The organism is Pleionea mediterranea, assembly GCF_003148745.1.
Lineage (GTDB): Bacteria > Pseudomonadota > Gammaproteobacteria > Enterobacterales > Kangiellaceae > Pleionea > Pleionea mediterranea.
This window is the reverse complement of record NZ_QGGU01000005.1, coordinates 77,085-89,227: the sequence shown is the minus strand read 5'-3', so window position 1 is coordinate 89,227 and position 12,143 is coordinate 77,085. Positions and strand designations below refer to the sequence as shown.

Sequence of the window (12,143 nt, the reverse complement as noted above, 5' to 3'; positions counted from 1 at the left end):
GATCAAGCCAGCGGGGCGTGAGCGATTACCCAGCCCTGGGTAAACTCACACCCTGCCAGTTTTAGTTTTCGAGATAATTCATTCAGCGTACTGCCTGTGGTAAATACATCATCCACCAATGCAATGTGTGCAGGCAAATTTTGGCTAACCTGAAACGCCTGCAGAATATTAGATTGCCGTTGCTTTAAGGATAAACCCGATTGCGCTTCGGTTTTTTTGGTTCGAATGACGGCATCGGTAAGCAGTGGTATGCCGAGCAATCGGGATAATTGTTTTGCGATTAATTCCGACTGATTGTAACCGCGTTGTTTTAGTCGCTTGCCGTGTAATGGCACGGCAATAATGGCTTCTGGCATTAATGGTAAATGATTTTCCAGATAACTGTTTTTCAAGTTACTGTTTTTCAAGTTATTAAATGTAAGGCCATTCTCTTCCGAGTTTTTCTTTGTAAGAGCATTTGTTTTAAGGTTTTGATTTTCAAACCCGTTTGGGTTGTCCTGGTCAATATTAGTGTATGAACGGTTGATAATTGAATTTGCCAAGTGATTTGCCAGCCAGGGAGCGAGAGCCGTTTGCCGCGAAAATTTAAACGCGGGTAACCATTTGTTTATGGGGTAAAGGTAGTCGAAGCAGGTAATTAAACGATCGAGCGAAGGTGGATTAATCAAGCATTGACCGCACTGACGATCGGAACTACTTTTTAACGGTGCAGCACAAGTGATGCAGGCTGCAGGACTAAAAGGCAATTCACGTTCGCAAGTGGTACAAACCCATTGTTGCGACAATGGCGTGTCGCAGTGACAGAGCTGGCACTGGTGGTTTACGTTGCTAACTAGGGATTGTTTTAATTTTTCCGTTGCAGTTTTTATCACCTGAAAATCCATTTAATTAAATTCAACTAAAATCCTTTTTAGTGGTTCGCTTATTGTCGGCTAGCAGAAATTGTTAAATGATAACTATTTTATGAATCATATTTACTTGTCAATCAGGCGAAAGTTCATTAGAAAAATTCTAACGATAAATTTATTCACCTGACGCTATTGCCGCCTGTCTCAGAATAGTACGTTGTTGAGCGATAACATTATCGATGCGCTCTTTGTTAAACGGTTTGGCAATAAAACCATCGAACAGAGTTTCAGCATTTTGTTTTTTCTCTTGATTCATAATTTCGCCGGTTACGGCAATAATTTTGAGAGTGTGACCAGTATCGGTCTGGCGAATTTTTTCAGCAAGACTCCAGCCATCGGTATCAGGTAAGTTTAAATCAAGAAGCAGTATGTCGGGGGAGTGTTGCAAAATCTGTTGCATGCCTTCTTCACCCGTGGTGGCAAGGCTGATTGTGACATTGTCGATGGAGGAGACGAAGTTTTTCATTAATATTTGCAATACTTTATTGTCTTCAATATAAAGCACGGAGCATTGCTTTTGATGGGGAGAATCTATGCCGCTGCGAATTGCAGGTGCAACCACCGTATCGGGTGATTGTGTGGCATAAAACTGACTCAGTGATAGGCTTTTTTCGACAAAACTTCGGGCAATGGTTTGCAGTTCTTTACCATCAATTGGCTTGGCCATAAATACATCGACACCACGATTTAACAGTTCCAGTCGCCGTGATGCATTATCAAAAGAGCTGATGGCGATGATAAAGGCCATATTATTCGGTGGAGGTAAATTCTTAACTTGAGAAACCAGTTCAAGGGCGGTGTATTCGCTGGATAAAAACACATCGGTGATGATCAGATGGTATTGATTCTGAGTAAGCAGATAACAGGCTTCTTCAACATTGCTGCAAGCTTCAACCGTTAAGCCGGTTTCCCTGATTAAAGAATCCAGATATTGTTTTTGTGACTGGCTGTCTTCAACCACCAGAACACGTCCGTCAATTTTGGAGTGTACTTTCTGGTAACGTTTGATGTAACCCGCCAGTTTCTCGGATAATTCCGATTTATTGATCAGCTCAGTGACACCGCATTCGGCACATTTAATTAATAGCTCTTTTTTAAGATCGGTGGCGTAAAGCAAAAAAGGGACATACTTTAACTCCTGACGTTCTCGTAATTTGGCACAAAAAGCGGTGCTATCGCGACCATCTGGCGCATTCGACGAACAAATAACATCAAACGACTGGGTTTTCAGTTGTGAAATAGCATCGGTGAAGTTGCTCACCTGTGTCAGTTGGCAATCGATGTCTTGCAGGCTAATGGCGACCAGCTGCGCAATACTGCGGCCGGGCTCGATGTGGAGTATCTTCATAACGTCAGTTTTATTATTCCTTTATTAACAGTCTAGACCATTTGATTGTAATTAGAAGCCTTACCGCTGGTTGAAAAATAGTCATTTGTAAACTCTTGTCTGGTTGACCGGTTGACTCTTAAAGGGCAGAGCTTAAACTAGCGACATCGATATTACTCAATCCAAGGTCTTAAAGTCGCCATGAATAATCCACAACAACTGATTACCGGAAAGGTTCGAAATGATTGGACCATTGAGCAGGTTAAGTCAATTTTTACCATGCCATTCAATGATTTGTTGTTTCACGCACAAACCATTCACCGACAAAATTTTAATCCCAATGAAGTCCAGACTTCAACTTTATTAAGCATTAAAACCGGCGCTTGTCCGGAAGACTGCGCCTACTGCCCACAAAGTGGCCACTATAATACGGGATTGTCGAAAGAACAGCTGATGGCAATTGATGAAGTTTTAGATAACGCCCGTAAAGCAAAACAAACCGGTGCAACGCGTTTTTGCATGGGTGCGGCCTGGCGTTCACCGCGCACCAAGGATTTTGATGTGGTGCTGGAGATGATCAAGGGCGTTAAATCACTGGGGCTGGAAACCTGTGTCACATTGGGAATGTTAAACGACGATCAGGCTGACAAGTTAAAGCAGGCCGGGCTCGATTACTACAACCACAATCTGGATACTTCGCAAGATTATTATGATCAAATCATCACCACCCGCACCTATAAAGATCGACTGGTAACACTGCAAAATGTTCGCGACGCAGGCATTAATGTGTGCAGTGGCGGTATTATCGGTATGGGTGAAGAAGTGCAAGATCGCTACGGTTTGTTAATGGAGCTGGCAAACTTACCTGAGCAACCGCAAAGTGTACCCATTAACATGCTGGTGGCGGTTGCGGGTACGCCGTTAGAAAATGTAGAAAAACTCGATCACATCGAGTTTATTCGCACTATTGCAACGGCCCGAATCATAATGCCCAAGTCTTATGTGCGTTTGTCGGCAGGGCGAGAAGATATGAGTGAAGAAACACAGGCGCTGTGCTTTTTTGCCGGTGCCAATTCGATTTTTCATGGCGAAAAATTGTTGACCACAGCCAACCCCGATGAAAATGCCGATCAACAGTTATTCGATAAGCTGGGCATTAAGCCAGAGGTTCGAGAGGTTTCTGATGCGCCACAAGATCCCAGTGTGGCGGATGTGGTTAACGCGGCCAATGCTGATTCTGTTGGTGGTGTTAAATTTACCAACGCTGCGGTGTAAATGAATCAAAAGTTTTATCGCAAGCTCGATCAACGATTGCAGCAACAGCATCAGTCGGGTTTGTGGCGCGAACAAAAAACGTTAACCAGTCCTCAGGGGCCTCTGGTTTTGCAACAGGGGCAAACCGAACCGCTGGTTAATTTTAGCAGTAACGATTACCTGTCGTTGGCGTCCCATCCTGAACTGATCGATGCGCTTCATCAAGGTGCCGCACAGTTTGGTATCGGCAGCGGTGCGTCGCATTTAATCTGTGGTCACAGTGATGCGCATCTTGAACTGCAAACTGCGTTGGCCGAATGGCTCGGGTATGAGTCGGTTACCTTATTCAGTTGCGGGTACATGGCCAACCTGGCGATGTTGCAGAGTTTATTCGGTAAGTCTGATCGTATTGTGCAGGATAAATTAAATCATGCTTCATTGATTGATGGCGCACGAGCCAGTGAAGCCGAACATAAACGATTTCAGCATTGTTCGGTGGCTTCGTTGCAACAGCAGCTGTCCTGTTTAAGCAGAGGTTCTTCAAGCAGAGACTCTTCAAACAGAGGTTCTCCAGACAAAGCTTCTATAAGCCGAAAGTCAGATGACGCAAGAATAAAAGCTGTGGTTACCGATGGCGTATTCAGTATGGATGGTGATATAGCCCCGCTGGATCAATACCTACCGGTCGTGAATCAGCATGAGGCGGTTATACTGGTCGATGACGCTCATGGATTGGGCGTGTTAGGTGAAACCGGGCGTGGCTGCAAAGAGTATTTTAATCTGGACGCTCAGCAACTGCCGATCCTGATGGGAACTTTTGGTAAAGCGTTTGGAACAGCGGGTGCCTTTGTTGCTAGCTCAAAAACGGTGGCGGAAAGCTTTACCCAATTTGCCCGGCCCTATATTTACACAACGGCCATGCCTCCGGCGCTGGCTTATACCACACACAAGAGCTTAACTTTGCTGCAACAGGATGCCGAACGCAGGCAGCGGCTGCAGCGCAATATTCAATTGTTTCGTGATATCGCCAGTGATAAAGGCTTGCCTCTGATGCCATCAATCACCGCCATTCAACCGGTGTTGTTAAAGCAGGAACAAGCCTGTATTGATTGCGCGGCTTATTTAAAACAGCATGGTTTCTGGGTAGGGGCTATAAGGCCACCAACGGTCGCCAATGGCAGTGCCCGTTTACGCATAACATTAAATGCCGATCATCAACCGTCGGATATTGAGCGACTGGTTGCATGTTTGTCACAATGGTGGCGCACGCATCGGGCATACGATTAAGCCTGATATTCTTTTCGAACCAACCGATGAAGTAAACTTAGCAATGGCGTTACAACCTTATTTTGAACAAGTGGGCAGTGGACCGGATCTGGTGTTATTACACGGCTGGGGTGTTCACGGCGGTATCTTTGAATCGCTTTATCCTGCGTTGAGTCAGCATTTTCGAATCACCAATATTGATTTACCGGGATTTGGTCGCAGCCCTATGCCGAACGATGATTACACCATTGAAATGATGGCGCAGCAGTTATTAAAGGTGATCCCCGAAAAAGCCCATTATCTTGGCTGGTCGATGGGGGGATTGTTGGCAACCTATCTGGCCTGCCATCATCCTGAGCGGGTGAATAAATTAATTACTGTCGGCAGTAATCCGCATTTTCTGGTTCGTGACGACTGGCCCTACGCCATGCAGCCCAAAGTAATGGAAAACTTTGTCACCTTACTGGAAGAAGATTACGAAACCACCTTAATACGTTTTCTGGTGATCCAGACCCTTGGCAGTGAAACACAAAAGCAGGATGTACAAAAATTAAAAGAAACAGTATTTGTGCACGGCCGTCCGGCAAAAAAAGCATTGCGCGGTGGTTTGAATGTTTTAAAGCAAGTGGATTTACGACAGCAGGTTGGTGAGTTGTCACATTCGATATTGCGTATTTACGGGCGCCTCGACAGTCTGGTGCCGGTAAAAGCTGCAGATAAAATCAGTGCATTAATGCCCAATAGTGACCAACTGATTTTTCGTAAAGCGAGCCATGCACCGTTTCTTTCTCATCAGTCGAAATTTTGTGACGCCGTGATTTCGTTTTTAGAGCAAATCAATGAATAATGACATCATTAACAAAAACAGTATTAGCAATAAGTCGGTTAATGACTCCGGCCGCCGCGTTTCTGGAGAGACAGATTTGAGCAAACACAGCTCTAATACTGAAGAAAATTCTATTACGGAAGCAAACCCTATTACGGAAGAAAATCCTGTGGCTGGAAAAATCAATAAGCAGAACGTGGCAAAAAGTTTTTCTAAAGCCGCAGCGGACTACGATAAGTTTGCTTTTATTCAACGTGAAATTGGCGACCGTCTGTTTGATCGTTTATCGTTAATGACTCTTCAGCCAAAAATTATTCTTGATGTAGGTTGTGGAACCGGACATTACACCCGGGCATTAAAAAAACACTATCGTAAAGCACAGGTGCATGGTGTTGATATTGCGCCGGGTATGATTGAACTGGCGGATGATAAAAATGGTTGGCTGAAAAACATCGGTATTAAGCAGTGTCATTATCATTGCAGTGATATGAATCAGCTGCCGTTTGACGATGCCAGTGTCGACTTGTTATTTTCAAATTTGGCTTTGCAATGGAGCGATGATTTACAAGCTACTTTTGCAGAGTTTGCACGGGTGCTGAAACCCGAAGGGCTTATTATTTTTTCAACTCTTGGCCCAGATACGTTAATTGAATTAAAAAAGGCCTGGCAAGCGGTGGACCAATCCACTCATGTCAATCAATTTATTGATATGCATATTATAGGCGACGAGCTGATCAAGGCCGGTGTTGCTGATCCGGTAATGGATATGGAAAAACTTACCTTTACCTATTCATCGGTGGCCGATGTTTTTAAGGATTTAAAAGGCATAGGCGCTCATAATATGAATGCCGGACGACACACTGGATTAATGAGTAAAGGCAAGTGGCAAGCCATGCTAAACGCCTACGATAATTTTAAAGATGAGCAGGGTTTATTTCCGGCAACCTACGAAACCATTTTTGGTCACGGCTGGGGCAATCAATTTAAATCGATGTCAGCCAATCAAACTGGCGCCAGCGACGTTTATAAGGTATCGCTTGAGAAAAATTAATAAACCCCCGTTTAAAATAATTCGCCTATAAAAACCTAACCTCCTCAAAAAAATTTTCAAGCATCTTAAAAGTAGCGGCGAAGGTGAGGCCAGGAAAATTTTGAATCGAAATTTAACGCTGTATCATCAAGAGCTGCATTTTAGAGATAGCTTCTAATAAATTAAGAGTATTACTTGTGAAACGATATTTTATTACCGGAACCGATACCGATGCGGGTAAAACCTATGTTACCCGGATCATGGCAAAAACACTTGCAGAGCAATCTTTGCGTGTCAGTTGTTTAAAGCCGGTAGCCGCCGGTGCGGTTGAAGGATTGGATGAAGTTGGTAAACCACAACTGCATAATGATGATGCATTAATTTTAAAAAACGCGGCGAATAGTCAGCTAACTTACCATCAGGTAAATCCCTTCTGTTTTGTTGAAGCCATTGCGCCGCACATTGCTGCAAAAATTAATCAGCAAACCATTACCCTTGAACAGATACGACAGCACATTGAATCATTATCATTAAAGGATGATATTTGTCTGGTCGAAGGCGCTGGTGGATTTTTAGTGCCGCTTAACGATAACGAATCCTTTGCGGATATTCCAGAAGCCATTGGCGCAGAAGTCATATTGGTGGTTGGCATGAAACTCGGTTGCATAAATCATGCATTGTTAACGGTTCAAGCTATCCAGGCCAAAGGATTAACACTGCGCGGCTGGATTGCGAATCAAATCAATCCCGGTATGGAGGTGTATCAGGATAATCTCGATACGCTAACCAGAATGATCGATGCGCCGTTAATTGCAGTGGCAGAACATAACGCTGAATCGTTAACCAGTTCATATGGCAGTGGTAAAAACTTGTCTCAATGGTTGCTCTGAAACTAGATAAAAAGGTTTGAGAGTTTTAATGGTTGTGTCAATTTTCCATTCTGTTACCCGCTGTACTTGGGTATAATTCGGCGCTTTGAATAAAATTAAGGATGTTATTATGTTGGGAAAGACTATGTTGGAAAAGAGCATGTTGAATAAAGTTATGTTAAAAAATATAAAACTTTGGTTGCTGGTAATTGTAACTTTAGGGACGAACCTGGTCGCTGCCAATCAAATGAGTTATTCGGCCGATACTACGGCCGTTAGTAACTATGTCTTTCGAGGTCAAACGTTAAGTGATGATGCTCCGGCTTTGCAGGCAGGTTTTTATGCCGCTAATGATAAAGGCTGGACTTATCGATTTTGGGCATCGTCGTACGATATGAACGGTGATACCGATGGAAAGCTGGAAGCATCGTTGAATTATCGTGGAGAAGTCGACAAGTATTTTAATGTTATGTTTGGCACTAAGTATTACGGCTATGAGTCGGACAATACTCAGGAGTCAATGGAGTGGCATTTTGGTTTAGAAGCGTTTGATGTTTCGGCTGTGTACCATCGTAACGAAGAGCTTGATACAGAATATATGGAATTTGGGTATTTTTGGCAATTTAATCGCCAATGGCGAGTCGATGCACATTATGGCATAGCTAAACCTATCTATAGTAAAGAAACTGGCGATGATTACAGTGTTTCCGGCAATTACTCATTCAATAAAGATTTTAATGTATTTGTTACATTAGGATCGCACAACCGACACGAAGATTATGCGCTAGCAGGTGTGACTTATAATATTTGGTAAGCTAAAGTTTAATCCAGTTGATTATGGATTATTGTCTTCACCCTGAACAAAGCCGATTGAATGATAAGGAGAAATAATGAAGAAGTTAGGATTACTTGGCGGAACCAGTTGGCATTCGTCGCTCGATTACTATCGACTTATTAATCAGTTCGTCAATCGTCATTTGGGTGGCGTTGCTTCGGCGGATCTGGTGTTGCGTAGTGTTGATTTTTCCATACACCATCAACATCAACTGGATGGTGCCTGGGATAAAATTGCACAAGCGTTTAGTGATGATGCCATAGCCATGAAAGCAATGGGGGTAGAAGGCCTGCTTATTTGTGCGAACACGATGCATATTGTTGCTGATCAGGTTGCAAAGGCGTCGGGATTACCTGTACTGCATATTGCCGATGCAATAAAACAAACCTGCGATAAAACCAATACATCGGTGGTAGGAGTATTGGGAACTATTTTTACCATGGAGCATGGCTTTTACCAGTCGGCACTGGAGCAACGAGGCATTCAAGCGTTGGTACCACAAGCTGATGATCGGCAAGAAATTAACCGAATTATTTTTGATGAGCTGGTCAAAGGTGAAATCAAGGAGTCATCTAGAGATTTCTATTTGCAACAAGTTCAGCAATTAAAACAGGCCGGAGCAGAGTCGGTTGTGATGGGCTGTACCGAAATTGGCCTTCTGATTGATCAAAGTATGACGGCCGTACCTTTAATCGACTCACTGACCTGCCATGCGGAATATGGTGCGGCCTGGTGTTTATCGAGTGTGGATGCTGAATCCGTCTCTTAGACATTATAAAAATTTTATTTACTGGCCGGGAGAATGCAATGGAAGTTGACGATATTCGAGTATTTATTCCTAGCAAAAATTATGAAACGTCGAAAGCATTCTATGAGTCTATTGGCTTTAAAGCTGAGTACGTCACTGATGAATTGACTCTATTTGAAAACGGAGAATGCTCGTTCTTTTTGCAGCGTTTTTACAATGAAGAATTTGCTTGTAATCTAATGCTTCAGCTGTCAGTTTTCAAAATTGAAGAAGTATGGCAGGTTGTAATCTCCTTAAAAGGATTTGACATAAGATATGAGCCCATAAAATCTGAGCCGTGGGGTAAGGTAATCTATCTTTGGGGACCTTCTGGAGAACTATGGCATATTACAGAATTCTCTGGTTGAGGAGGCAACAAAAAATACTAATCGTTCGATTGTACTTGTCAAACTGTTGTAAATAATATGTCATCAAGAGACATGTTCATACAGTAGTAAATAGGGGAGCTCTTACATTAGCTTTAGCTACTGCAGTCACTCCGAGTACCGGACTTTGCGTTAGTGCATCAGCTTTGGGGCCACAATCGTATTAACGAGTCAAGCTATCGGTGTTACAGAAGAACGTCATGATTAATATGAGAGTAAATAATTTGAAGGTGCCAGCATTAGTTGTTATTTCTCTAGCATTCTTTGTTGTGGGTGGTGTTTATGTCGCTGAAAGGCCATTATCTGTAGATTGGATTTGGGCTTCGGTATTATTCTTGATAGGTTATCAATGGGTTTATTCATTCATGTTAAATAAAAACATGTATACGTTGGGCGTTGGAGAAGCATTATATGCGAACAGCGATAAATTTAAGCTCTTGAGAATATTTCATTTTTGCATTGGGTTGGGAATTTGTTCAGCTTCAACTTTCTTTTGACTCAAATGACTGCATTTCTTTACAAAGAACAATGGTGAGGCTGTAAAGATTTAATAAAATTTATAGTGGATGCTTAATTTTTTATTATACTTTACAGCCATTCTATGGTCATAAGATTTAACGTTTACTTTTTTGCATTGAGTAAGTCCATTATTTCAATCATATGTCTGCTTTTTCTTAAGTGTATATGACTGGCTATTTAGTTAAGTATCTCAATAATCTTCATTAATTGCTGATTAAAATCTTGCTCAAACACTTTGGCTTCTTGTTCAATATCATGCTCAAAGTTTTCAAGTTTCAGTTGTTTTAAATGCATCAATTGTTCATGTTTGGCCATAGTGGCTTCGTGCTTTTGCATTGTTAACTCAACTTGCTCGGCTCTTTCTACCATTTCGGCTCGGGCTTCCAACTCGGGCAATGAATGTGGCGGCTCAGGTGGTTTTGGCAATTCAATTGCGCGTACCAGCGCTGAAATCTTTTCTGCTTCCAGCTCAATATCCTCAATATAAGGTCGCATGGCTTTTTCAACGTCGGTAAACCGGGCGGTTATTTTCGACATATCCTTTCTAATTTTAAGCAGTGCGGTTTTTTGATCATCACTAAGGTTTTCCCAGTGATAGGTTTTTCCATCCAGGGTATAAACAGGATTGCTGCCGTCCGATTCCACAATGGATAATGAATGACCATTAAGGTTGTCCACATTAATGGTATGGTTTGACGACGCCGTGGCTGACTGGGCCAGTAACGTCAATAATAACATTAGGGCGGTGCCGGTACCTGCTAATAGCGGCTTCAATAATTTAAGCGACATAATGGATCCTCCTGAAATGATGACCTCTTTGAAAGGAAGTCTAAAAACTTGAATGATAAAACTCGTATTGCTTTAGTCGTTATGACTCTTGAAATAGTTTGATTTCGCTTTGGATTATTTTTTTAAAGGATTATTACAATTAATTTAGATACTTAGTCATTACATTAAATTATTTTAAATCAATAGGTTAAGGTTGTTTTGGCTCGTTATTTTTTTATAAATACTTTCCGTAATGGAAAGTTAATGCTTTCCATATTGGAAAGTTTGATCTATATTAGTTTCCAGAGTGGAAAGTAAATGAAGGAAACTATCATGGAACCAAACAAGACAACTGAAAATAACGGCAATATATCTGCGGCAGAAGCTAAAGCGTCGCTGGAATCGTTGAATAGAATTAATGCATCTGTCGCTAAAACCTTAAGGCCACCCATTTGGTTTATTGTGCTTATGGGGGGTAGTTTTGGCTTGATGACTTTTTCTTATTCTGCCATGCGGCATGAAAATGTCTGGGCGCTCGGATTAATCGGGTCATTTATTGCATTTGTCATTTTGGTGGCTTTTTTGCTTTATCGAAACCGATTGCTGGGCATTAAAATGCGACTGGGGCCAACCAGCAATTCAGGCATGATATTGCAAATTTGCCAGGCAGCTGTTTTTGGGCTGGCGCTGATTTTTGCCCGTGAATTATCACTTATGGGGTATCAGTGGGCGGCTTACGCCCTGGCTTCGTTTAATGCTTTATTAATGGCTGGCATGCTGTATCTGTTTCCAACCGGTGAATGGATTGAGCAGGGGGGCGCGTCATGAGTAAATCAGAGTTTGATCACTTGATTCATGCACCTAATCGACTGCAAATTTGCGCCTTTTTATCGGCCACCGATCAAGTTGAGTTTCAGATTCTTCGGCAACATCTTGAAGTCAGTGACTCGGTATTATCGAAACATGTAAAAGCGCTGGAAGATGCTGGTTACGTCAAGAGTAAAAAACGTACCAAACTGGGACGACCCTGCACCTGGCTGGAGTTATCGAAAAGCGGGACTCAAGCCTTTAATGGTCATGTTAAGGCATTAAAAGCCATAGTCGATTAGTGGTATTAAAATCTTTGGTTTTAGCTTAAATTAAACTAAACACCTTTTGGTTAGACTCGCTATAATCACAAGGCTTATACAGAGTGATAAACGATGCGACAAACGATTTGATAAGGGAGGCAGTGAAAGGTTTGCCTGCTAAATTAAATGACGTGTCGTTTAAAGCTTAACCTGTTATCAGAAACCCTGAAGCAGGGTGTTGTCTTGCGAAGATGGAATTGAGCAAACTATAACAAAAAAACTTCTCCAGAGTTCTTCT

Annotated in this window: 14 protein-coding genes; 11 read left to right on the top strand and 3 right to left on the bottom strand. The window is 42.3% G+C overall.

Annotation, left to right across the window (positions count from 1 at the left end):
- Positions 1–2: 2 nt before the first annotated feature.
- Both C8D97_RS07585 and C8D97_RS07580 read right to left on the bottom strand, forming a co-directional pair.
- On the bottom strand, positions 3–872 hold the full coding sequence (locus C8D97_RS07585; protein WP_146196116.1) for a ComF family protein: 870 nt from the start codon (positions 870–872) through the stop codon (positions 3–5).
- A 151-nt stretch (positions 873–1,023) separates the two neighbouring features.
- Complete coding sequence (locus C8D97_RS07580) at positions 1,024–2,256, bottom strand: response regulator (RefSeq protein ID WP_109763166.1); 1,233 nt, start codon at positions 2,254–2,256, stop codon at positions 1,024–1,026.
- 180 nt (positions 2,257–2,436) lie between these two features.
- Here C8D97_RS07580 and bioB point away from each other — a divergent pair, with 180 nt between their 5' ends.
- The 9 genes from bioB (at position 2,437) to C8D97_RS07535 (ending at position 9,985) form a co-directional block, all read left to right on the top strand.
- Positions 2,437–3,510: a biotin synthase BioB gene (bioB, locus tag C8D97_RS07575; protein WP_109763165.1), complete on the top strand. Its 1,074-nt coding sequence runs from the start codon at positions 2,437–2,439 to the stop codon at positions 3,508–3,510.
- Positions 3,511–4,776: an aminotransferase class I/II-fold pyridoxal phosphate-dependent enzyme gene (locus tag C8D97_RS07570; protein WP_109763164.1), complete on the top strand. Its 1,266-nt coding sequence runs from the start codon at positions 3,511–3,513 to the stop codon at positions 4,774–4,776.
- A complete protein-coding gene (gene bioH, locus C8D97_RS07565) occupies positions 4,694–5,602 on the top strand; it encodes a pimeloyl-ACP methyl ester esterase BioH (protein ID WP_245411414.1) in 909 nt (302 codons plus the stop codon). The genes C8D97_RS07570 and bioH overlap by 83 nt, the downstream gene beginning before the upstream one ends.
- Positions 5,595–6,632, top strand: a complete 1,038-nt coding sequence (bioC, locus tag C8D97_RS07560) for a malonyl-ACP O-methyltransferase BioC (protein ID WP_109763163.1) — start codon at positions 5,595–5,597, stop codon at positions 6,630–6,632. Before bioH ends, bioC begins: the two co-directional genes overlap by 8 nt.
- A gap of 176 nt (positions 6,633–6,808) precedes the next feature.
- Positions 6,809–7,501, top strand: coding sequence for a dethiobiotin synthase (bioD, locus tag C8D97_RS07555; protein WP_170115179.1), 693 nt, complete (start codon positions 6,809–6,811; stop codon positions 7,499–7,501).
- Between the two features lie 109 nt (positions 7,502–7,610).
- Positions 7,611–8,294 carry a TorF family putative porin gene (locus tag C8D97_RS07550; RefSeq protein WP_109763161.1) on the top strand — a complete coding sequence of 228 codons (684 nt, stop codon included), beginning with the start codon at positions 7,611–7,613 and terminating at the stop codon, positions 8,292–8,294.
- Between the two features lie 76 nt (positions 8,295–8,370).
- A complete protein-coding gene (locus C8D97_RS07545) occupies positions 8,371–9,084 on the top strand; it encodes an aspartate/glutamate racemase family protein (RefSeq protein WP_109763160.1) in 714 nt (237 codons plus the stop codon).
- 38 nt (positions 9,085–9,122) lie between these two features.
- Positions 9,123–9,470, top strand: coding sequence for a VOC family protein (locus C8D97_RS07540; protein ID WP_109763159.1), 348 nt, complete (start codon positions 9,123–9,125; stop codon positions 9,468–9,470).
- Between the two features lie 218 nt (positions 9,471–9,688).
- Complete coding sequence (locus C8D97_RS07535; RefSeq protein WP_109763158.1) at positions 9,689–9,985, top strand: hypothetical protein; 297 nt, start codon at positions 9,689–9,691, stop codon at positions 9,983–9,985.
- 199 nt (positions 9,986–10,184) lie between these two features.
- On the opposite strand, the gene C8D97_RS07530 is transcribed toward C8D97_RS07535, so the two are convergent.
- Positions 10,185–10,796, bottom strand: coding sequence for a hypothetical protein (locus C8D97_RS07530; RefSeq protein ID WP_109763157.1), 612 nt, complete (start codon positions 10,794–10,796; stop codon positions 10,185–10,187).
- Between the two features lie 312 nt (positions 10,797–11,108).
- Between C8D97_RS07530 and C8D97_RS07525 the strand changes: the two genes are divergently transcribed.
- The gene (locus tag C8D97_RS07525; protein ID WP_109763156.1) at positions 11,109–11,603 is read left to right on the top strand and encodes a hypothetical protein; all 495 of its coding nucleotides are present in this window, start codon (positions 11,109–11,111) and stop codon (positions 11,601–11,603) included.
- Positions 11,600–11,884: a transcriptional regulator gene (locus C8D97_RS07520; RefSeq protein WP_109763155.1), complete on the top strand. Its 285-nt coding sequence runs from the start codon at positions 11,600–11,602 to the stop codon at positions 11,882–11,884. The genes C8D97_RS07525 and C8D97_RS07520 overlap by 4 nt, the downstream gene beginning before the upstream one ends.
- Positions 11,885–12,143 lie beyond the last annotated feature (259 nt).

Coding starts and splice junctions, on each gene's coding strand:
- C8D97_RS07550 (WP_109763161.1), top strand. CDS start 7,611: ATGTTGGGAAAGACTATGTTGGAAAAGAGCATGTTGAATAAAGTTATG.
- C8D97_RS07580 (WP_109763166.1), bottom strand. CDS start 2,256: ATGAAGATACTCCACATCGAGCCCGGCCGCAGTATTGCGCAGCTGGTC.
- C8D97_RS07535 (WP_109763158.1), top strand. CDS start 9,689: ATGATTAATATGAGAGTAAATAATTTGAAGGTGCCAGCATTAGTTGTT.
- C8D97_RS07540 (WP_109763159.1), top strand. CDS start 9,123: ATGGAAGTTGACGATATTCGAGTATTTATTCCTAGCAAAAATTATGAA.
- C8D97_RS07520 (WP_109763155.1), top strand. CDS start 11,600: ATGAGTAAATCAGAGTTTGATCACTTGATTCATGCACCTAATCGACTG.
- bioB (WP_109763165.1), top strand. CDS start 2,437: ATGAATAATCCACAACAACTGATTACCGGAAAGGTTCGAAATGATTGG.
- bioH (WP_245411414.1), top strand. CDS start 4,694: ATGCCGATCATCAACCGTCGGATATTGAGCGACTGGTTGCATGTTTGT.
- C8D97_RS07530 (WP_109763157.1), bottom strand. CDS start 10,796: ATGTCGCTTAAATTATTGAAGCCGCTATTAGCAGGTACCGGCACCGCC.
- C8D97_RS07525 (WP_109763156.1), top strand. CDS start 11,109: ATGGAACCAAACAAGACAACTGAAAATAACGGCAATATATCTGCGGCA.
- C8D97_RS07545 (WP_109763160.1), top strand. CDS start 8,371: ATGAAGAAGTTAGGATTACTTGGCGGAACCAGTTGGCATTCGTCGCTC.
- C8D97_RS07570 (WP_109763164.1), top strand. CDS start 3,511: ATGAATCAAAAGTTTTATCGCAAGCTCGATCAACGATTGCAGCAACAG.
- bioC (WP_109763163.1), top strand. CDS start 5,595: ATGAATAATGACATCATTAACAAAAACAGTATTAGCAATAAGTCGGTT.